21 protein-coding genes and 1 tRNA gene are annotated in these 21,853 nt (G+C 35.6%); 7 read left to right on the top strand and 15 right to left on the bottom strand.

Annotation, left to right across the window (positions count from 1 at the left end; all coding sequences use genetic code 11):
• The first annotated feature begins 62 nt into the window (after positions 1 to 62).
• The gene (locus G7Y56_RS08240; RefSeq protein WP_165042634.1) at positions 63 to 1,709 is read left to right on the top strand and encodes a diphosphate--fructose-6-phosphate 1-phosphotransferase; all 1,647 of its coding nucleotides are present in this window, start codon (positions 63 to 65) and stop codon (positions 1,707 to 1,709) included.
• A 108-nt stretch (positions 1,710 to 1,817) separates the two neighbouring features.
• Here G7Y56_RS08240 and G7Y56_RS08245 read toward each other — a convergent pair whose 3' ends face one another.
• The 5 genes from G7Y56_RS08245 to G7Y56_RS08265 all read right to left on the bottom strand — a co-directional run bounded on the left by G7Y56_RS08245 (position 1,818) and on the right by G7Y56_RS08265 (position 6,072).
• A complete protein-coding gene (locus G7Y56_RS08245) occupies positions 1,818 to 2,450 on the bottom strand; it encodes an aminotransferase class IV (protein WP_165042636.1) in 633 nt (210 codons plus the stop codon).
• The gene (locus tag G7Y56_RS08250) at positions 2,443 to 3,432 is read right to left on the bottom strand and encodes an aminodeoxychorismate synthase component I (protein ID WP_165042638.1); all 990 of its coding nucleotides are present in this window, start codon (positions 3,430 to 3,432) and stop codon (positions 2,443 to 2,445) included. The genes G7Y56_RS08245 and G7Y56_RS08250 overlap by 8 nt, the downstream gene beginning before the upstream one ends.
• Positions 3,433 to 3,562: 130 nt before the next feature.
• Positions 3,563 to 4,564, bottom strand: a complete 1,002-nt coding sequence (locus tag G7Y56_RS08255; RefSeq protein ID WP_165042640.1) for a hypothetical protein — start codon at positions 4,562 to 4,564, stop codon at positions 3,563 to 3,565.
• A 123-nt stretch (positions 4,565 to 4,687) separates the two neighbouring features.
• A complete protein-coding gene (locus tag G7Y56_RS08260) occupies positions 4,688 to 5,182 on the bottom strand; it encodes a GNAT family N-acetyltransferase (RefSeq protein ID WP_165042642.1) in 495 nt (164 codons plus the stop codon).
• Positions 5,182 to 6,072 (bottom strand): hypothetical protein, encoded by an 891-nt coding sequence (locus tag G7Y56_RS08265; RefSeq protein WP_165042644.1) that lies wholly within the window; start codon positions 6,070 to 6,072, stop codon positions 5,182 to 5,184. The genes G7Y56_RS08260 and G7Y56_RS08265 overlap by 1 nt, the downstream gene beginning before the upstream one ends.
• 256 nt (positions 6,073 to 6,328) lie before the next feature.
• Between G7Y56_RS08265 and mdh the strand changes: the two genes are divergently transcribed.
• The 3 genes from mdh to G7Y56_RS08280 all read left to right on the top strand — a co-directional run bounded on the left by mdh (position 6,329) and on the right by G7Y56_RS08280 (position 10,396).
• On the top strand, positions 6,329 to 7,270 hold the full coding sequence (gene mdh, locus G7Y56_RS08270) for a malate dehydrogenase (protein WP_165042646.1): 942 nt from the start codon (positions 6,329 to 6,331) through the stop codon (positions 7,268 to 7,270).
• Between the two features lie 120 nt (positions 7,271 to 7,390).
• A complete protein-coding gene (locus tag G7Y56_RS08275) occupies positions 7,391 to 7,879 on the top strand; it encodes a hypothetical protein (protein ID WP_165042648.1) in 489 nt (162 codons plus the stop codon).
• 159 nt (positions 7,880 to 8,038) lie between these two features.
• The gene (locus tag G7Y56_RS08280; protein WP_165042650.1) at positions 8,039 to 10,396 is read left to right on the top strand and encodes a family 20 glycosylhydrolase; all 2,358 of its coding nucleotides are present in this window, start codon (positions 8,039 to 8,041) and stop codon (positions 10,394 to 10,396) included.
• A 67-nt stretch (positions 10,397 to 10,463) separates the two neighbouring features.
• Here the strand turns inward: G7Y56_RS08280 and G7Y56_RS08285 are convergent, their stop codons facing one another.
• From G7Y56_RS08285 to G7Y56_RS18570, 4 genes are read right to left on the bottom strand one after another with little or no spacing between them, the layout of a single operon-like run.
• Positions 10,464 to 11,498: a hypothetical protein gene (locus G7Y56_RS08285; protein WP_165025363.1), complete on the bottom strand. Its 1,035-nt coding sequence runs from the start codon at positions 11,496 to 11,498 to the stop codon at positions 10,464 to 10,466.
• A gap of 6 nt (positions 11,499 to 11,504) precedes the next feature.
• A complete protein-coding gene (locus G7Y56_RS18455) occupies positions 11,505 to 12,560 on the bottom strand; it encodes a pyocin knob domain-containing protein (RefSeq protein WP_185153987.1) in 1,056 nt (351 codons plus the stop codon).
• Between the two features lie 6 nt (positions 12,561 to 12,566).
• Entirely contained in the window at positions 12,567 to 13,343 is a 777-nt protein-coding gene (locus tag G7Y56_RS18565; RefSeq protein ID WP_255498686.1) for a hypothetical protein, read from the bottom strand.
• 6 nt (positions 13,344 to 13,349) lie between these two features.
• Positions 13,350 to 14,021 carry a hypothetical protein gene (locus G7Y56_RS18570; protein WP_255498687.1) on the bottom strand — a complete coding sequence of 224 codons (672 nt, stop codon included), beginning with the start codon at positions 14,019 to 14,021 and terminating at the stop codon, positions 13,350 to 13,352.
• 378 nt (positions 14,022 to 14,399) lie between these two features.
• Here G7Y56_RS18570 and G7Y56_RS08305 point away from each other — a divergent pair, with 378 nt between their 5' ends.
• A complete protein-coding gene (locus tag G7Y56_RS08305; protein ID WP_165042652.1) occupies positions 14,400 to 14,843 on the top strand; it encodes a helix-turn-helix domain-containing protein in 444 nt (147 codons plus the stop codon).
• Positions 14,844 to 14,998: 155 nt separating this feature from the next.
• Here the strand turns inward: G7Y56_RS08305 and lipA are convergent, their stop codons facing one another.
• Both lipA and G7Y56_RS08315 read right to left on the bottom strand, forming a co-directional pair.
• Positions 14,999 to 15,841 (bottom strand): lipoyl synthase, encoded by an 843-nt coding sequence (lipA, locus tag G7Y56_RS08310; RefSeq protein ID WP_165025354.1) that lies wholly within the window; start codon positions 15,839 to 15,841, stop codon positions 14,999 to 15,001.
• Positions 15,842 to 15,854: 13 nt separating this feature from the next.
• Positions 15,855 to 18,011 (bottom strand): S9 family peptidase, encoded by a 2,157-nt coding sequence (locus G7Y56_RS08315; RefSeq protein ID WP_165042654.1) that lies wholly within the window; start codon positions 18,009 to 18,011, stop codon positions 15,855 to 15,857.
• 168 nt (positions 18,012 to 18,179) lie between these two features.
• On the opposite strand from G7Y56_RS08315, the gene G7Y56_RS08320 reads away from it, so the two are divergent.
• Positions 18,180 to 19,328, top strand: a complete 1,149-nt coding sequence (locus G7Y56_RS08320; RefSeq protein WP_165042656.1) for an FkbM family methyltransferase — start codon at positions 18,180 to 18,182, stop codon at positions 19,326 to 19,328.
• 62 nt (positions 19,329 to 19,390) lie between these two features.
• Here G7Y56_RS08320 and G7Y56_RS08325 read toward each other — a convergent pair whose 3' ends face one another.
• Positions 19,391 to 19,678, bottom strand: coding sequence for a hypothetical protein (locus G7Y56_RS08325; RefSeq protein ID WP_165025346.1), 288 nt, complete (start codon positions 19,676 to 19,678; stop codon positions 19,391 to 19,393).
• Positions 19,679 to 19,776: 98 nt separating this feature from the next.
• Here G7Y56_RS08325 and G7Y56_RS08330 point away from each other — a divergent pair, with 98 nt between their 5' ends.
• Complete coding sequence (locus G7Y56_RS08330; RefSeq protein ID WP_165042658.1) at positions 19,777 to 20,478, top strand: hypothetical protein; 702 nt, start codon at positions 19,777 to 19,779, stop codon at positions 20,476 to 20,478.
• A 62-nt stretch (positions 20,479 to 20,540) separates the two neighbouring features.
• Here G7Y56_RS08330 and G7Y56_RS08335 read toward each other — a convergent pair whose 3' ends face one another.
• From G7Y56_RS08335 to G7Y56_RS08345, 3 genes are all read right to left on the bottom strand, one after another.
• The gene (locus G7Y56_RS08335) at positions 20,541 to 20,930 is read right to left on the bottom strand and encodes a DUF1398 domain-containing protein (RefSeq protein ID WP_255498688.1); all 390 of its coding nucleotides are present in this window, start codon (positions 20,928 to 20,930) and stop codon (positions 20,541 to 20,543) included.
• Positions 20,931 to 21,101: 171 nt separating this feature from the next.
• Positions 21,102 to 21,602, bottom strand: a complete 501-nt coding sequence (locus G7Y56_RS08340; protein WP_165025339.1) for a hypothetical protein — start codon at positions 21,600 to 21,602, stop codon at positions 21,102 to 21,104.
• Between the two features lie 118 nt (positions 21,603 to 21,720).
• A tRNA-Met gene (locus G7Y56_RS08345) sits at positions 21,721 to 21,792 on the bottom strand.
• Positions 21,793 to 21,853 lie beyond the last annotated feature (61 nt).

Genomic DNA, 21,853 nt, shown 5'->3' on the forward strand with positions numbered 1-21,853 from the left:
TAACGAAATTTGCAGACCTTAAAAACGATTAAATTATTCAATATAATAAACAACAAAAACGAATGAAAAAAAGCGCGTTACAAGTAGCAAGAGCTGCTTACAAGCCTAAAATGCCTAAAGCATTATATGGTTCTGTGAAAATCGAAGAAGGTGCAGCAACACAATCTATCGCTGACCAGGACGAAGTAAAGAGATTATTCCCTAACACATACGGAATGCCTACTCTTAAGTTTGTGGAATCTGCTGACAAAGCAAATCATCCGGCAATCAATGTTGGTGTTATTTTATCAGGCGGACAAGCACCCGGTGGTCACAATGTGATTGCAGGTATCTTCGACGGTATGAAGTCTCTTAACGCTGACAGCCGTGTTTATGGTTTCCTTATGGGACCTGGTGGCTTGATCGACCATAAATATATGGAACTTACTTCGGGCATTATCGATGAATATCGTAATACTGGTGGTTTTGACATAATCGGATCCGGTCGTACAAAACTGGAAACAAAAGAACATTTCGATAAAGGTCTTGAAATCTTGAAAAAATTAGATATCAAAGCACTGGTTATCATCGGTGGTGACGATTCTAACACTAACGCTTGCGTGCTTGCCGAATACTACAAAGCTATCAATGCAGGTGTACAAGTAATCGGCTGTCCTAAAACGATCGATGGTGACTTGAAAAATGAAATGATCGAAACTTCATTCGGATTCGACACAGCTTGCAAAGTATATTCTGAAGTTATCGGTAACATACAACGTGACTGTAACTCGGCTCGTAAATACTGGCATTTTATCAAACTAATGGGTCGTTCAGCTTCTCATATTGCTCTTGAGTGTGCTCTTCAAGTACAACCAAACGTTTGTATCATATCAGAAGAAGTAGAAGCTAAAGAGCTTTCGCTTGACGATATCGTAGCAAATATTGCTGACTCTGTTGCTAAGCGTGCTGCTAATGGCGACAACTTCGGTACTGTACTTATCCCTGAAGGACTTATCGAATTTATCCCTGCAATGAAAGCTTTGATCTCTGAATTGAACGATTTCCTTGCACATCATCAAGATGAATTCAACGCTGTAGCTAAAGCTGAGCAATTAGCATATATCAAAAAGAATTTATCAGCAGCTAATGCTACTGTATTCGGAAGCCTTCCGGAAGGTGTTGCTCGTCAGTTAACTCTTGACCGTGACCCTCATGGTAATGTACAAGTATCACTTATAGAAACAGAAAAATTACTTGCCGAAATGGTAGGTAACAAACTTGCTGAAATGAAAAAAGCAGGTAAATATGAGGGTAAATTTGCTGCACAGGTACATTTCTTCGGATACGAAGGTCGTTGCGCTGCTCCTTCTAACTACGATGCTGACTACTGCTACTCGTTAGGATATACAGCTTCGGCTCTTATCGGTGCAGGAAAAACAGGTTACATGTCATCGGTACGTAACACGACTGCTCCTGCTAGTGAGTGGATTGCAGGTGGTGTTCCTGTAACTATGATGATGAATATGGAACGTCGTCATGGCGAAATGAAACCGGTTATCCAAAAAGCACTAGTAAGACTTGATGGTGCTCCATTCAAATTCTTCGCAACAAATCGCGAAGCTTGGGCTGTTGGTACAGAATATGTATATCCGGGTCCTATCCAATACTTCGGACCAACTGAAGTATGTGACCAACCAACTGTTACATTGAAACTGGAACAAGGTAAATAATCTACAATAGATTTTTAATGAAAGGGAGCTGATTTACATCAGCTCCCTTTTTGCTCTTAAAAAAACATATCCTACATTTAGATATATTATATAAACTATAAATAGCGACTAACCAACCCTAATAATACTCTTCTTATTATTATAAAAAATATTATCACTCGAAACACAAACCGAATCTTCAATATCCATCATTGCGTTAATCAAATATACTTTATCATAAAGAGGAATATCTTCTACCCTTATGCTTATTTCTTTTATTACTCCTTTTTGTAAAAGCAGTTGCCGTTTAGTACCATTCAAGAGATAACTATCTGGAGTATATAAACCGGATTCGTTTTCGAACACAACGTTTGAATATGATGTATCAGTAACCAATCCATTTTTTATTATCAGAACTTCGTCCATCTCCCCTTTCTTTAGTAATAATTTTTTAAAATTACCTCTGTCAGTAGACTTATAGCTATAATCGATCTGATCATCTTCAATTAAATATAAACTTCTTATATTCTGAAATATATAGGGTTCAAAAGAAATAATTGCAGTTTTATTTGAATAAACAATCCTGCATTTTACCAGTCCCTTTTGAAACTTAACCGGAACAGATAGAAAAAGCGAATTAATATCTGTAGTAATATTAAAGAAGAGCTGCATCGTCTGCCTTATCCGATCGATATGTGATGGCAAATTATAATAGACACCATCAAGCACCTTAATTGTTTCTATAAATGTCAATCTACTCATACAACGGTAAATATATTTTATTTAATACTTCCTGATACTCTTCTTCACATTTACTATAAGCAGTTATACCCCCACCACTTCTGAAAAATAATTGATCTCCATCTTTTTCTACAAAACGAATTAGTACTGCCGAATCGAGTTCTACACCATCAAAATATCCAAATACGCCTGTATAGTATCCCCGCTTCTCCCCTTCTGCCAATTTTATCAAATCGACAGTGGCTTGCTTAGGTGCGCCACAAATAGAACCTGCTGGCAACATACTAAAAAAGATATCTCCAATCTGCGCTCGATAGTTATGGGGCAGCTGACCTTCGATCATAGAACTTACTTGCAAAATATCAACATTGTTCGTTTTTATCTTATCTATATACCTATACTGCTCCACTTTTACATCATGTGCCGATATACTGAGGTCGTTACGAATAAGGTCTACAATGGTATTATGCTCGGCTGTTTCTTTAAAGTCTGAAAGAATAATGCTTTCCGCATCGGGTATATTCGCATTTATAGTACCCTTCATCGGATTAGAGGATATCCGCCCATTTGCTATTTTCACAAATCGCTCGGGAGAGAAGCAAACAAACCTATCAGGAATACATAGTGAATAAGGCACTTTGCTTTGTGCGAATATATCCTCGAGCGACAGATTGGTTTCAATAGGAGTTTTTATTGTCAGATTCGTTAAGAAAGAATCTCCGCGCCTTAATCCTTTATGAACAATATTAAACTTTTCTTTATAACTATCATAAGAAATAGGCTTCGTTCTGAAAGTGGTCTTCGGATATTCGTTTATTGAATTTAATTTATTGCTAACCGACTTTATTTGGAACAATATCTCATTTTGCTTTAGTGGATCTTCAATAAAAAAGCCCTCTGTCAACTCAAAATTGACACCAAACAAAAAAGGTCGACGGCTATTTGCCGATACGTTCATTTTTGTTGTGATTATATCAATATTGTTGTGAAATGTGGTACTCATTTATCTGTACAGTAAATCCGAGATCAAAATAAGACAAAAATATGCAACTTAGCAAGAATCATATTGTTAAATAAAAAAAGAGGTTGCTGATCTTATTTCAGCAACCTCTTTTATATAGTAAAATAAAATATTATTGTTTATCGAATCCTAGACCAAAGTTTAACGTTGGAGCTGTTAATATAATATCTACCATTGGTTCCAAATTCATTTCTGGAGGAAGTAGTCCTTTTATAACATCAAATAAAGGCTCTGCTCTATCTACCGTATCTCTGGATATATAAAAATATGCATGACTATTTTCTATTGTAACATTGATAGGCAATGTGTAATATAAACCATTTTCAATCAATATAACTTTAATCGCTGCGGGATCAATCCCTGCTAATGATTCTTTTAATGTTTCGAGTAATTGATCAATAGCACCTTTTTCAACAGCTAAATATAATTTATTCGTTTTCGAATCTGTATAATATGAAATAGGAATTGTCTCTGTTATTACATATTCTGTCATACCACCAAGTTCTTTATAAGATATTTTAGTAGTTCCATCTTCGTTAAATATAACTGTAACTGATTCAACTTTATCTGCAATTGCTTTCCCAGCGAATAGAGGCACAAATCCTTGTATCATCTCCTCCATAAAACCACCATCTTTTGTTTTGATATTAAAGAGAATATCAGCAAATTTACCCTGATTATCTCCAGATGTTACATTTGTAATTTTCAGATTCCAAGTTCCGACAAGTTGCGATTTAACGTTAGTAATAACTTTCACAGTCAATTTATCACCAGTTGTGGTTCCTTCTACTGTAATGTTACGATTCTCGTTCATATCTGTAGATTTTACAGTGTAATTTCTGCCATCTTGAGCTAAAGTACCTTTCAATACTAATTTAGGCTCGCCAAGTATCACGTTTTCTAAAGTAATATCTACAGCATTAGCTACCTGCTCGCCAATTGTAATTTTCACTCCTTCCGCAGCCTTAGCACCGTTTAACTCCAATTTTTCAGCAGAATATACGCCATTAGGGTTAATTATAACATCATCGTCATCATCACTGCTACACGATGAAAAACCTGGGAGTAACAATCCCACCACTGCGAATAAAATAAATAGATTTCTTAATCTCATAGTAAATTCTTTTAGTTTAAAATCTTAATATGTGCAAAGATAAGAAATACACCCTTAAGAAAACAGAAAATTCGTAAGTGCACTTACGAATTTTATTAAATTTAACCTACAATTAACGATTATTTACAGTTTCTTATTTAAGATAAAGTCCTCCATTAAAAAACCATTACCAATATCAATATCTTCGTTTCCAATGATTTCAAACCCCATTCTCTTATAGAAATCAACAGCCTTATTGTATCGGTTTACATTGAGGGATAACTCCAAGTTACCATATTCTTTAGCTATTTTACCGACAGCCTCTATAAACAAACGCCCCACACCTTTACCTTGAGTAGAAGGCAGAACATAAATTTTATGAACCTTAGTCCAAGGTTTCCCTTTATAATCTAATTCGTAAGATACATATCCCAGATATTCACCCTGTTCTTCAACTAATAGATAATGGTGATTAAGCTCCTTCATTTGATTTTCGAGCGCCTGATCGGAGTACATCATATCCATCATGTAGGCAATCTGCTGTTCGGACAAAATCTCCCTGAATGTATGAGGCCACACACGGCTCGATAATGATTGAATAATCCAGATATGCTCTGTTTTTGCTTCGTGTATTTTCATTATTTATCCATTGAAAATGATTTAGACCCGATACGACTACCATCAGCAAATATATCTATACGATATGTTCCCGGCATAAGATATTCTTCTACATTCCAGTACATAGTTACAGGAACTTCTTCACCTCCATACTCGATTATTTTCCTCATCGAGTAGTTGATTTCACCATTTTCGAAAGGGAAAACATTTGTTCTGCTCTTAACCAGTACATCATCATCGGGCTTCATTATTCGTACGTAGATAGTACGTTCGCCTGGTTCGGCTGTAATATTTTTTGTTATTGTGAAGTTTACAATAAGCTGTTCAACCTTATCTATTTTCTTTTGAACTTTCCCTTTTTTATTTGTAGCAGAGACACTAATACCTGTCGCATCCAGCTTAGCAGCCAAAGTAACTTTTTCTGTCAGGTTATTTTTTTGTTGCGAAACCTCATTCAGAGTCCTGTTAGTAGCCTGATATTTATCAGTTATTTCTTTATTTTCCTGTCTCAACTGTGCATTTGCCCGATTCAGTGAATCTATCTGGGCAATATATGACTTAAGAATCTTACGTAAACTAGCCAATTCATTATTCAGACGACTGATTTCTGCCTTATTATCAGCTTTTACCGTTTTCAGCTCGTCCAATAAGCGTTGAACTTTAGCTTGTTCGTTATTTAATTGATGAAGTAAAGAATCGTTTTTTAGATTGATTTTAAATCCTTCGTACTGCATAGTCATGCTCTCATATTCATCTTCGAGCTGCTGTTTAGTAAGTAAGCTTTCCTCCTGCATCTCATCCAGTTGGGTCTTCTGATGGAAAATAAAATAACCAGCTACAGCCATGCCTATTATCAGTACAACTATAATTCCTATTAATAATTTAGTATTACTTTTCGATTCTGTTTCCATATAATTTTCGACTATATAACTTTGAGTACAAATATATATGTTTTAAATAGATTGTACAAAATGATAAAACTCTTTCGTTTTTTTTAATACTTCAAAAGAATTTTACATTCAAATATCTTCATTATTTCAGAATAAGCATGTACATTTGTTAGAATAAAAAGCATCATAGATAGCATCTATATAACAGCTACAGCTATCTTAGTATACCAAAAAAGAAGAAATTATTATATTATATAAAAATCAAAACTAAATTATTATGTCTAAAGTAACAGTTGTTGGTGCCGGTAATGTAGGAGCAACATGTGCAAACGTGCTTGCATTAAACGAAGTAGCAGACGAAGTAGTAATGCTTGATGTAAAAGAAGGAGTTTCGGAAGGTAAAGCTATGGATATGAATCAAACAGCTCAATTATTGGGTTTCGATTCCCGTATCGTAGGTGTTACAAACGATTATTCGGCAACAGCAAACTCTGATGTAGTTGTTATCACTTCGGGTATACCTCGTAAACCGGGTATGACTCGTGAAGAACTAATCGGTGTAAATGCAGGTATTGTTAAAACTGTATCTGAAAATATTCTAAAACATTCTCCGAATGCTATCCTTGTGATTATCTCTAATCCGATGGATACTATGACTTATCTGACATCTAAAGTTACAGGCCTTCCTAAACACCGTGTAATCGGTATGGGTGGAGCATTAGATAGCTCTCGTTTCAAATATTATTTGACTCAGGCTTTAGGTTGCAATCCTAACGAAGTTGAAGGAATGGTTATCGGTGGACACGGTGACACTACAATGATTCCTGTTACACGCCTTGCTACATACAAAGGTATCCCTGTATCTGAATTCTTATCTAAAGAGGTTCTTGACAAAGTAGTTGCTGATACGATGGTTGGTGGTGCTACCCTTACAGGTCTTCTTGGAACATCGGCTTGGTATGCACCGGGCGCTGCCGGAGCTTATGTAGTAGAGTCTATTATACACGACCAAAAGAAAGTAATCCCTTGCTGTGTTGCTCTTGAAGGAGAATATGGACAAAACGATATTTGTATTGGTGTACCTGTTGTTCTTGGTAAGAACGGATGGGAAAAAATCATCGATATCAAACTGACTGCTGACGAAAAAGAAAAGTTCGAAGCATCTGCCGCTGCTGTACACAAAACAAATGCTGTACTGAAAGAAACAGGAGCTATCTAAATTATACAGTTAAGATATACAAGAGCAAGAAGCCGGCTGTTGAGTCGGCTTCTTTTCATCTAGATATCTAAAAATAAAATATCAAAATAAACAAACTTCCGAAAACACCTTACTATACACATGAAAAAACTTATTGGGTTAATAATTATTGTAATAATTATTATAAACTGCACAAATTGTACTACTTATTATATCCCTATTGAGAGTTTTAAAGAACAATTTAAAGACAATGATCCTGCAAAACTAAATGTTGCATATGTTAGAGATCCTCTAGGTCTGGTTTCTTCCTATCTAACAAATTCGATTGATAGCATAGAATGTGTAGATAAAAATAATAACCCTAAGAAATTTAAGAAAAAGCCTAGTCATGAAATGAGAATTACACAAAATAATAATAAGAAAACCATCTTATATTTAGATCAGGTTTTCTTTAGAGAAGATTCTCTGATTTGCGGCAATACATCCTATTTCTTAAATACAAATGAATGCTTAAATATAAATAATGTAAAAAAAATCGAGTTTCAAGACGGGCATAAAAAATTTAAATATATAAATCCAAAAGACTCTGATAAAACGGATCTATTACTTCTGCTACCCTTTACTAAATAATCAATAAATCAAATAATTATACAGATTCATATATTCAATACTAAACAATATTATATTCTTGGAATATCTCCTTTTTGCATTTATATGTTAATAAATTATTTTACTAACCTAAAGAATTATATATTTGCAAAAGCTAAATTAAAAAACCTTTTTACGCCCATGAAAAAATTAATACCAATGGTTTCTATGGCATTAGCATTGCTAGTATCATCGTGTGGAAATAACGAACCACTTGTACAGAAACCTTACAATGAGGGTATAAACGTAACACCTACCCCTCTGGAACTGACCCAAAATGAAGGAATTTTCAACTTATCGAAAGGTACAGTATTTGTATCGGAAGATGAAAATGTAAACAAAGTAGCTGCATTTTTTGCTGCTAAAATCAAAAATTCAACCGGCTTCGATCTTAAAATAGAAAAAGACAAGCCTGCGATGAACTACATCACTCTATCTATCGATGCCAACGCTCCTGTAAATAACGAAGGCTATTTGCTGGAAGTAACAGCTAACGGTATCGATATACAAGCCAAAACACCACAAGGTATTTTCTATGGCATGCAAACTGTTCTGCAATTACTCCCTGCCGAAATAGAAAGTCCTGTACGTATCAAAAACATTGCATGGAACATTCCTGCGGTGAAAGTTAAAGACGAGCCTCGTTTCTCTTATCGTGGCATGCACTTAGACGTTTGCCGTCATTTTGCAGATATCGATTTCATCAAAAAACAGCTCGATGTGTTGGCTATGTTCAAAATTAATAAATTCCACTGGCACTTGACTGAAGACCAAGGCTGGAGAATAGAGATAAAAAAATATCCTAAGCTAACCGAGATCGGAGCAAAAAGAGTGGAAGGAGAAGGCAATACTGTAGGCCCTAACTTCTATACACAAGACGAAGTGAAAGATATTGTGGCTTATGCTAAAGAACGTTTTATTGAAGTTATACCCGAAATAGAATTACCCGGTCATGGTGTTGCCGCTATAAGTGCATATCCTGAACTTTCGTGCACAGGAAAACAAATAGATGTACGCAACTATTGGGGAGTAGCCACAGATGTATACTGTGCTGGCAACGATTCTGTATTTGCATTTCTTGAAGATGTACTGACAGAGGTTATTCCTTTGTTCGAAAGTGATTATTTCCACATCGGAGGCGACGAGTGTCCTAAAGATCGTTGGAAAGAATGCCCTAAATGTCAGGCACGCATTAAAGAACTTGGTTTAAAATCGGATAAAGATCATTCTGCTGAAGAAAGACTTCAAAGCTACTTTGTTCAACGTATCGAAAAATTCTTATTAACGCACAATAAAAAAATGATCGGTTGGGACGAAATTCTTGAAGGAGGGTTAGCTCCTACAGCCACGGTTATGAGTTGGAGAGGCGAACAAGGTGGTATAGATGCAGGAAACATGGGGCATGATGTGATTATGACTCCGGGCGGTTGGTTATATTTCGACCATTATCAAGGCGATTCTAAAGTACTTCCTGTTACAATCGGAGGACTTACTACCCTAGCTAAAACATACAGCTATGAGCCTATCCCTGATAAACTGGATGCTGATAAGACAAAACATATACTTGGTGCGCAAGCAAACATGTGGAACGAGTATAATTATACGCAAGATGATATGGAATTCGATATATATCCTCGTATTATAGCGCTTGCCGAAGTAACATGGTCTGCTAAGGACAGAAAAGATTATAAAGACTTCGAGCGTCGTATCGAAAACCAACGTGTGCGCCTCGATATGCACAATATAAATTATTATATACCGATGCCTGAGCAAGTTGGAGCACCATCGAGCAACTTCGTAGCGTTTACCGACAGTACTACACTCGAGTTCAAGACTACCGAGCCTGCAAGAATGGTATATACAACAGATGGCAGCGAACCGACTTTGGAATCGGCACCATACGAAAAACCTTTAGTATTTACTGAAAATACGACATTGAAGATACGTTCTGTTCTTCTATCTGATAAGATGAGCAAGACTCGTACTATTACATTAGAAAAACAAACTTATGTTCCAAGTGTAGAAAAAGCTAAAGATGCCAAACCGGGTCTTGTTGTAGAATATTACAAAGGAAATGCATTAAAAGTTAGTGATCTGGATAGAAAAACTCCTGATGAGACTGGCGTTGTAGCTTCTCCTCAAGAATCTAAGTACCGTATTAAAGGCTATATGGAAGTATATTCTGAAGATTTATATTCGACTATATTGACAGGATATATCAATATTCCTGAAGATGGTGTATATTATTTCAGTACTGATGCAGAGATGTGGCTTGGTGACAAACAATTAATCACGAACGATGAAGGCACACCTACTGCCCGAAGATTTTCTCGCAACGATAAATCGATTGCTTTAGCAAAAGGTTACCATCCTGTGAAGATTGTAAGACTGGGTGCTGTACTAGGTGGATGGCCTACGCAATGGGATAACGTAAGTGTATCTATTCGCAAAGCCGACGAACCTGAATTTAAAATAATGGATGCTTCTTATTTTAAATAAGAACTAGATTATAAAAAGCAAAACGCGTATATCTCAAAAGATATACGCGTTTTTATTTACAAGTAATTTATTTTGTGCTACCTACTAACTCTTGCAGATGTTTAATTTGCTCCGATTGCACTTCTATTAATTTTCTCTGTTCTTTATTTTCCTTATCTTGCTCTATCATATACAATGTCAATTCTTCTATCTTTTGCAGTAACTTCGCTTGCATATCACCTAAGTCTACACCTTTCTCTTTTACCTCAGTTTCGGATGGAATATTAGGTAGATGATTATATTCTTTGATGTGTTCTTCTACCTCTTTCAATGTCGGCAAATTATATTCTTTATTAAAAACATAATCAGGCCAGTTAGTTGCTTCTATTTTTACTTCTTTAGCACGGATAACACCATTAACTTCTAGATTCCCTCCTAAATCCTGCGATCCAACTGTCACTACTCCTGAGGTCTGCACAGTTAAGAAGCCCCTCCACTTACCATCTGTATGGTAACTATTACCTACTACAAATCTATCACTTTTGTCATCTCCAACATTTATCCTTAATTCTGATTCATCAGCCGCTAAATTATATCTGGAAATCCATATAGCATCATTATTATCATTAGATCCACTACCGAAATAGAGTTTTTTGCCGTATTCACCTAGTGGTGTGGAATTATTTACTCCTGTTTGTATTATAAAATCGTCCTGAACGACCAATCCTCCATTTATTATTTGTGTACCCTGATCATGTAGTACTTTTGCCCATAAACCTAATCCTTCTTTATTAGTACTTCGTATATACATGGATGGTAATCCCGCTGCATGCGAATTTATTCCCATTAGTATCTGAGCATTATAATAGTATGGTATCGTAGAAACACTTTTATCTATATTAACTGAATGCCCGATATTTAATCCCCAAAACCAATTAAAGTTCTTATTTGGTGCATTTGGCGTTTTGGTGACGTCACAATCGTAAAATCCCGATCTACGAAGTGTATTCCAATCTGTTATTTGACTGGTTTGAATAACAGGTGTTTCAGGTGCAGTTTGTGACTTGCCATCTATTGCAAAAAGGCTGATGAATATCAATATCAGGAAAGATGTCTTCTTCATAATATATTATTTAAGTAGTTTTCTTATTTCTAGATTCTCTTCTTTCAGTTCTTTTATTTGTTTATTTTGCTCTATCATATACAAAGTCAATTCTTCTATCTTTTGCAATAGCTTTATTTGCATATCTGTTACATTTACACCTTCTTCAATCATTTGCCTTTCGGAAGGTATTTCGGGGAGATGTTTATTTGTCTTTACAAATTGTTCGACTTCTGATAAGGGTTTGAGATTATAATCAGGCTGAAAAACAAAGTCCGCTCCTGCATTGATTTCTATTTTCACTTGACGAGCATTGATATCGCCGGCGACAGTTAGTTTATCAGCTTTTATCTCTCCTTTAACATCTAGTGCAGAGCGAGGCTCATAAATACCACCTATCCCTACAAGCCCTTCTCCTGCAGTTTTAACAACAAGCATTGGAGTAAAGGATGTTTGATCCCAAAATTTTCGTCCTACAATAAATTTATCATTATTATCGTCACCAATATTAATTCTTAGTTCGGACATATCTTGTTTGATATTATATCTTGCCATATAAATACCGTCACCATTGCCATTCGATCCCTCTCCAAATATAATTCCACCTCCATATGCTTCATAGGCAGCAGAGTTTTGTGCGTCATTTTTCAGAGTTATTCCGTTTTCAACTTTTAAAGTACCTTTAATAGTTTGCTCTCCTTGATCGTGTAGTACCTTTGCCCATGCTCCTTCTCCAGCTTGATTAGTACTGCGAATATACATGGATGGCAATCCGGTCGCACTTTGGTTAAGCCCCATAAGTATCTGCCCATTATAATAATAAGGGCGACCAGACTGAGTATTTGTTTGTATATTGGCAGAATGCCCTATATTTAATCCCCAAAACCAACCAGAATTATTGTTCGGTGCATTCAGCGTCTTTGCGGCGTCACAATCGTAAAAACCGGATCTGCGAAGGGTATTCCAATCCGTTATTTGAGTGGTTTGACCAATAGGTATATCGTGTTCAGGAGCTATTGTTTGCGCTTTGGATAATACACTGAAAGATGTAATGAAAGCTAATGCTAAAAATGTATTTCTCATAATATATTATTTAAGTAGTTTTCTTATTTCTAGATTCTCTTCTTTAAGTTCTTTTATTTGTTTATTTTGCTCTATCATATACAGAGTCAATTCTTCTATCTTTTGCAATAGCTTTATTTGCATATCTGTTACATTTACGCCTTCTTCAATCATTTGCTTCTCGGATGGAATTTCGGGAAGATGTTTATTTGTCTTTACGAATTGTTCGACTTCTGATAAGGGTTTTAAATTGTATTCGGATTCGAAAACAAAATCGGCACCCGTATTTACTTTGATTTGTACTTCATCGGCGATAATTTTTCCTCGTACATCAAGTTTGGATTGTGGAGTTAATGTTCCGATACCAATATTACCAACTCCATCAATGGTAAGGTCATCTCCAAAATACCATTGGCTTCCAGAGTTATATTTATTAAACATCCTTCGGGTACCGAATACCATTTTTCCCGTGGCATTACGTGTATAAGTATTTCCAGGAACTGTCATTATTCTCCCAAAGCTCCAAAAATTACTACCATCAGTGTCTGCTGGTAATGCAAATTCTAATCCGACACCTTTATCCAAAAATTTCCCTCCAGTCGAACCTTTCAATAAAAATCCCGACATTTGAGAACTATTTCCCACAGATAGAGCACTACCTTCATTTAGAAATGTCAGACTATTTGTATTCATAGTTATAGTTCGATTTCCAATAAGAATACCATCTGTATTATAAATATTCTGAGCCTTGCCTGCTAGTGTGAAAAATATAATTGCAACAGCTATAATTAATATTTTCTTCATAATTCTTTATTTTTTAAGGTATAATTCTTTCTTTAATTCTTGAACTTGTTTGTTGAGATCTATAGTGTACAATGTCAACTCTTCTATCTTTTGCAATAGCTTTATTTGCATATCTATTACATTTACGCCTTCTTCAATCATTTGCTTCTCGGATGGAATTTCGGGTAAGTGCTTATTTGTTTTTACAAATTGTTCGACTTCTGATAAGGGTTTGAGATTATAATCAGGCTGAAAAACAAAATCGGCTCCTGCATTGATTTCTATTTTCACTTGACGAGCATTGATATCGCCGGCGACAGTTAGTTTATCAGCTTTTATCTCTCCTTTAACATCTAGTGCACAATTGGGATATGCAACACCTATTCCGACTGTTCCTGATGCTGTTACAATAAATCTCTCATACCATTTTCCATCACCATAATAACGCCCTCCAACAACAAATCTGTCACTATTTGCAATATCATCGGCAATATTCACTCGTAAATCAGTCTGATTAGTGGCAACATTATATTTTGCAATCCATATATCATCAGAGTTAAGTGCATTTCCTGCAAAATAAAGTCTAGTACCCCATCCTAAAGGTAATGACTCATCGTTCGTACCAACAAACTGATTTCCTTGTGCTAATATGTTTATGCAAGAAAAAATAAGCACAATTAATAAAAATGTCTTTCTCATACTATTTCAATTAAATTAATTTTTAAAACCAAAATGTAAAATTAAGTTAAATTAACTGACATTGCAATAGACCATTGGACATTATCCAAACAATAATAAATTAAAACAGAAAGAGACTAATCAAATGATTAATCTCTTTCTAAATGTCTTTTGCTAGCAAAGACTTCATACAGGTAAGGTTGGTGTAGTGAATGTTTTGGCGATGCTTAATTAAAATTTCAACAAAGAAAAAAAGATTTTTTATTTAAGACTACCTATAAAGTATTGTAAAGTACCATGCAAGGCGTAGTAATTACTACGCCTTTAACTTTTTTGTTTACTTTTGCTATCAACTCAATATTTCATTTGTATATTTGTTATTATAAAAAAATTACACCAATGGAAACGAAAGACATAACAGGAAAGAAAGTACATCACGGTCATAATGTAAAACGACTGCGTCAGTCGCGTGGCATTAAACAACAAGCCATAGCTCACGAATTGGAATTAAGCCAACAAGTTATATCTAAGTATGAGCAAATGGAAGAACTGGATGAAGAGATCCTGCAAAAGTTTGCAAAGGCTCTGGATATTTCCGTAGATGTGATTAAGATGCTCGAAGAAGACCCTGTTGCTATCTATATCGAAAATAATACGTTCGAGAGTGTTAACGATAATGCTAAAATTAATGTTGCATCAGATGATTCCAGCACAAATACTTTTAATGAATTAGACAAAGTTATTGAACTTTACGAACGTTTATTAAAAACCGAACAGGAAAGAAATACAGCCTTAGAAGACAGGTTGTCTAAATTAGAAGAAAAACTAAACGGTAAAAAATAATAGCCAAAGCATATAAGAAAAACGCATATCTTTTAAGGATATGCGTTTTTTTATTTTAAGAATAGATCTCTCACTACGTTTCGGGATAACAAAGTAAAATTACAATGCAAGCCCTCAATGACAAGAGAGAGAGAGTGTGTGTGTGTGTGTGAATCTTACAGCGAATTCTCGGCATGATAAGAAGAACGTACAAGCGGACCACTCTCTACATGTTTAAAACCTTTGCTGTAAGCTACTTCTTTCAACTCTTTAAACGTATTCGGATGTATATATTCTACTACCGGAAGATGCTGGCGTGACGGCTGAAGATATTGCCCCATAGTTAGTACCGAGCAATCGACAGCACGAAGATCGTCCATCAGTTGAAGTACCTCATCGATGGTCTCCCCCAGTCCGAGCATAACGCCCGATTTGGCTTTACATCCTCTCTCTGCTATTCGTTTCAATACTTTAAGGCTTACATCATACTTAGCTGCACTTCTCACCTGAGGTGTGAGGCGTCTTACGGTCTCCATATTGTGTGATATAATATTCGGAGCAGCGTCGCAAATCATATCAACTAGCTCAACCCTACCTTTAAAATCAGGAACAAGCACCTCTAATGTCGTATTCGGATTTTCTTCTTTAATCTTTTGGATGGTCTGCACCCAATGATCTGCACCCAAATCGCGAAGATCGTCTCTGTCCACAGAAGTTACTACTGCATGGCGTAAACCCATCAATCGTATAGATTCGGCTACATTGGCAGGCTCGTTTTTGTCCAAAGCTAATGGCCTACCCGTTTTTGTATTACAAAATTTACACGAGCGTGTACAGATATCGCCTGCAATCATAAAGGTTGCTGTACCACGTTCCCAGCATTCGCCCATATTAGGGCATCTGCCACTGGTACAGATCGTATGTAATTTATGAGACTCTACAATATTTTTTGTTTGGGTGTATCGTTCGTTCCCACCCAGCTTTATTTTAAGCCAATCAGGTTTTTTTACGTGTTCCATTGATAATTATTTGTTACATATTTGTTTTGAGGAACTTAGTTACCTTTTCAAACAAATAAGTTCGATTGGCAGCTCCTCCTATAGAATGATCCTTGTCTGTAAAAACAAACATATCAAATTGTTTGTTCGCTTTAACAAGGGCATTAACATAGTCCATCGAATTCTGAAAATGCACATTATCGTCTGCCGAACCATGTATAAGTAATAGATTTCCTTGCAGTTGACTTGCCAATTTGATCGGAGAACCTGCATTATATCCGTCCATATTTTGTTGCGGTGTACGCATAAAACGTTCAGCATATACCGTATCATAAAATTTCCAGTCTGTAACAGGTGCGATAGCCACACCCGCCTTAAATATTCCATTGCCACGGCTCATGCTCATCAGCACATTATATCCGCCATAGCTCCATCCCCAGATGGCAATTTTATCTTTATCGATATACGACAGCGACCCGAAATACTGTGCGGCGGCAACCTGATCGTCAGATTCTTTAATACCCAGATTCAGATAAGTACACTTGCGGAAATCTTCGCCACGAGCACCTGTACCACGACCATCTACTGCTGCAACGATGAAACCTTGTGTTGTAAGATAATCCGTCCAGTCGATACCGAATTTGTCTTGTACTTCCTGCGAGTTAGGTCCGCTATATTGTACCATTACTAATGGATATTTACGCGAAGCATTGAAATCGGCCGGCTTCACGATATAAGCATTCAGGTCTGTACCGTCAGCAGCCTTCACTGTTATAAATTCTTTTTTAGGTATACGAAGAGCTGCCAATGAATTCTGCAAATTGGTATTTGCTTCGAGAACCCGTAATTCTTTTCCTGCTGCATCATTCATCGTAATCTGTGCAGGTGTGGTAGTATTCGAATATCTGTTGATAAAATATTTCCCATTTTGACTGAAAGTAGCACTATTAGTTCCTTGCTTATTTGTCAGCTTTGTTTTGATTCCTTTCACCATATCAACTTTGTATATCGAACGGTACAGAGCCCCTTCCTCTGCCGATTCGAAGAATACAGCTTTAGTTACAGGGTCGACAGCCAGAAGTTTTGTCACATCATAATTGCCCGAGGTCAGTGTTTTTTGCAACACACCAGTACTTTCGTATAAATAGATATGGCTATAACCACTCTTTTCGCTGATATAAGTAAACTGGTTACCAAAAAACTGTATCGTATTTAGCAGCTCAGAGTCGATATAACGATCGTTCTTCTCGTGTAGTATCTGACGGGCAACAGCCGAACGAGCATTCGCATAATACATGCTAAAATCGTTTTGTTCACGATTGAGAGTCATTACAGCCAATTCGTCTCCTGCGGGCAGAAATTCTATACGTGGAATATATTCTACATTATTAGTAGGGAGATTCATTTTGCGAATAGTCTTTGCATCTATATCGAATACATTACACGATATTTTAGAGTTTGCCTCTCCTGCTTTTGGATATTTGAATGAGAATAAATCAGGATATAGTCTATCTGCGTATAATTGGAATGAAAATTCGGGAACTTCCGTTTCATCGAAACGAACAAAAGCGAGCAAACGGCTATCAGCCGAGAAATCCATCAGACATGTTGTTCCGAATTCTTCTTCATAAACCCAGTCAGTAGCTCCATTTATAATTTTCCCTATTGCCCCATCTTTAGTTACCTGCGATTCGGTATCGAAGTCAAATTTCGCCAGCCATATATTGTTATCCGATACATAAGCCAGCATCCGACCATCGCGCGAAAATGTAGGTATGGATTGTTTCGACGGATTTTGAGTCAATTTCCGTACCAGATTCCGACGAATATCATAGTAATAATAATTAGCCTTGAACGAATGTCGATAAAGAGATTCGTAATCGTTGTAAACAAGTAAGCGCTTTTCATCAGGACTCATCACAAAACCCTGAAAAGATTTGAACGTGCAATCGCGAGCCTTATTGACATCGAACACTGTGTCCGTAGGTAATCCGGTCTTGTAAGAATATTTTATAATCATCGTATTCTTACTATCTACCTGAAAATAGGATTCACCGTCAGCAGACGAGGTTACAGGCTGTACACTACGCTGGGCATATTTTCCGGCTGTTATATCTTTAAGTTCCAATCTCTGTGCACACAGGCTTGCTGTTAACAAACCAATAGCGAATAAACTGAATATCTTCTTCATAGGTTATAATTATATTTTATATGACAAATATACCTATTTTTTGATGATAGATTTTATCGGTTCTTAGAAGAAATAGGAAAAAGAGTAATTTTAGAATAATTAAATTTTGTACATTTACTCCATGTTTATACATAAAACTATGAAAATCATTACACTAAAATTATAAGAATGTTAATTAACAGAGATTACATTATCCAACGAATGACTCAGCTTATCGATGAGAAACAACTATCTAATCAACAAGCGAGAACATCGGCCGATAAGCTATATAAAATAAAACAATATTTTCCTAAATGGATACGGCAGATAATATTCCACCCGTTCAATCCTGTATACTCCGTCTATATACACTATAAGCAGAATAAAAGAAAAAAAGGTAAGTTCCCTTTACAGCCTTTATACCCATTTGCCACAGATTTTGTAAAATACTGTACCGAAAACAGTATCGGTTTAGATACAAAACATTACTATCCGCAAGAGGATGAAAGCACAATTGTTTCATTTATTGATAACCGACTGAAATCTGTTATTCCGGGATATGAGCAAACAGTTGCTACAAGTGAACAAACAGAAATGTTTAAAAGAAGGAATTATTTGTACCAATCCTCAACTAAAATAGCCGGTGGATATACTCTTTCGTTAGATGATAAGAATTATTTTTTACCTCATAATTCGTTTGAAGAACCGGTATTCATTCACGAATATGGGTTGAAATATTTGCCTGAAAGTGTAATCAGATATATTGCAGGAAAAGATTTTCTTGATGTGGGTGCCTTTATTGGGGATACTGCATTGTTGTTTGCCAAGAAATATAGTCCCAAACAAGTCTATGCTTATGAGCCTGTGAAAGAAAATATTGAATTGCTGGAAAAAACAATAGCAGGTAATAAATCGGAATTGATTGTTCCTGTAAAGAAGGGTTTGGGTGACAAGAACTCTTCTCTCGAAATATTTGTAGACATCGACCATCTGTCGGGCAGCTCTACAAACCAGACGACTATCAATAATCAACGGATGAAACAGACTATAGAAGTAACGACTATCGATAGTGAATGCAAATCGCGTACAGTAGGATTAATAAAAATGGATATTGAAGGAGCCGAATATTCAGCAATAATAGGTGGCTTAGAAACAATTAAAAGAGATAAACCTGTATTACTAATATCGATGTATCATACGGGGAAAGACTTTTTTGAAATACCACCGATACTAAAGGAGGCGGTTCCTGAGTATCTATTCAGATTTATGAATATTGAGATCGTTAATCCTTTTTCGGAAAAAATATTAATAGCATATCCTGATTTTACAGATAAGTAAGAGCCGATTGAAACCAATCGACTCTTGCTAAAATACACTTACCTACAAAAAAATAAAGGGTTTTATTTCTCAGGCTCTACCTCTTTATACCATTTGTTAAGAGAATTGTCTATAAAAGAAAAAAACCAGTGATTCTTAAACATATCCTTATATTCGATAGTTTCGTAATCTTTGTTCTCTACAGTTATCTTCTCAACCGTAGTGTAGTCGTCACCCATCAGAGACACAACTTGTTCTTTCGTCATTCCCAACTCTATTTGTTTAAGAGCAGAGTTATACCTTTTCAGATTCACTGATCCACAAGCCGAGAGCAAAGTGACAATAAGTACTGTAAAAATTACTTTTTTCATAATACAATTATTTTTATTCTATTTATTGAACGATTAAAGCAGCTGATTAGTTCAAAGCAATGCGGATATTAGTTATTTTTGGAAATAAAGAAACAAGCATGAAATATTTATTCGCCATATTTATAGTATCCATAAATCAATTAAACCTCTTCGGACAAATTTACGATAAACCCATGAAGTTGGAATACGAAGTTTATCATATTTTAGAAAATGATACTGTAAAAAGCAAATTACATCTCGATTGCAGCGGTAAACCATGGAAGATTCCTAATGGTAAGAATCAAAAATTCACACCACAATATCATTGGTCTGTCACATGGAGCTCAACAGATAAATCACACATTGAAACTACGGGAGTGAAAATAACATCGGAAGAAATATTTTTGCATCCACCACGCCTTCTCGAATATTCAATTTTAGAATTCTGTCCGTTTCCTCTCGTACATTTTCCTTTAAAAGTTGGACACACCTGGGAATGGGAGCTGAATAACATCGGCGATTATTATCATAGAGTGCTTAAATCTAAAACGAAAAGTAAAATTACTGTAAAAAACAAATATACAGTAAATAGAAAAATTTCATGGCTATTGAAGGCTACAAACAAATATATTGAGTGTTTTGAGATTATTGCTATTGGCAAGACTGCTATTGGTGAAAGTAAATCAACCTTTTATTACTCGCAACTGTATGGTTTTGTTTATCTCAATTTTGAGACTTTAAATGGTGATAAATATGTAATGACTTTGACTAAACAGTCAATAAATTTTGAGGAGAAACGATTGTTATTACCTCAGCATTAGATTAATAAACTCTAAAGTATTTTAGTTGAGTCGCCAGATATTTTTCTTTTCAGTTGAAGTATTCATATTGGAATATTTTCCTCTATTATCAGGTTTGATAATTCATCATAATATGTACATGTTTTTGCAAAGGTATCTACAGTCCAACGACAGATTCCTGCTTCTGCGGCATCTTTGCAGAAAGTAAAATAATCGGTTTTTCCTTGTTGATGTATCTTTAAAGAATGTTTAAATTTTTCAAGATCAACTCTCGGATTGATTTCCAGCACTGAATATTCTGTATCCGACACAACATGCGTATCAGTCCCAATATACTCGCTATGCCCATCTACTACATAAACAGTATATTTTTGAACACCCAGTTCTATCAAATCTCTTATGTATTGAGGAAAATCAGCTCCGCTCTTTACTCTGGCATGAGAGTCCTGTATCTGAGTTAATGTAAACATCATTTATATCAAATTAGTTAGTAAGATACTAAAGAAACATTTCAAACATTGTAATGTTTAGCGGACTTAGTATAAAAGAGAAAAGCAATCGATTTCTAGATTGCTTTTCTTTAGTTGAACACTCTATCTAATTATTGAACGATTTTATAGAGGGTTGGAGGACGATAGTTATCTTTAATCGTCTTCTTTTATCTGACTTATATACCATTCTTCTTTCTTGACTCTAGCAGTAGATGCATTTCTAAGATTTGCATCTTTTACTTGACTTGTATACCATTCGTCATCTTTAACTTCAGCTAATATGGCATTTTGCAAATCCGTGTTCTCTATCTGACTTGCATACCACTCATCTTTCTTTATTTTTGCTAATGTTGCATATCTTAAGTCTTTATTTTCTATTTGACTTGCATACCACTCATCATTCTTTATTTGTGCTAGCGTTGCATACCTTAAGTCTTTATCCTCTATCTGACTTGCATACCATTCATCATTCTTTATTTTTGCTAATGTTGCATACCTTAAGTCTTTATCTTCTATTTGACTTGCATACCATTCATCACTCCTCATTTCGGCTAATGACGCATTTTGCAAATCTTTTGCTGAATAATTCTGTGCATTAATGCATATTGTTGAGAATGCACTACAACAAATAAATATTAATATAAATCTTTTCATGGCTTAAAAATTTAAAAAAGTTTATAATCTTACTTATTAGATATTAAAGTCTACAAAAGGTTTAATTTGCATATAAACAAAAAAGCAACCGATAATTCGATTGCTTTCCTTTCTTTAGTTGCGGAGGCTGGATTCGAACCAACGACCTTTGGGTTATGAGCCCAACGAGCTGCCACTGCTCCACCCCGCGATATTGTGAGTGCAAAGATAGAGCTTTTTAATAACATTCCAAATAAAATAGGACTTAATTA

Origin of the sequence: Dysgonomonas sp. ZJ709, from assembly GCF_011039195.1 — a bacterium.
Taxonomy (GTDB): Bacteria; Bacteroidota; Bacteroidia; order Bacteroidales; family Dysgonomonadaceae; genus Dysgonomonas.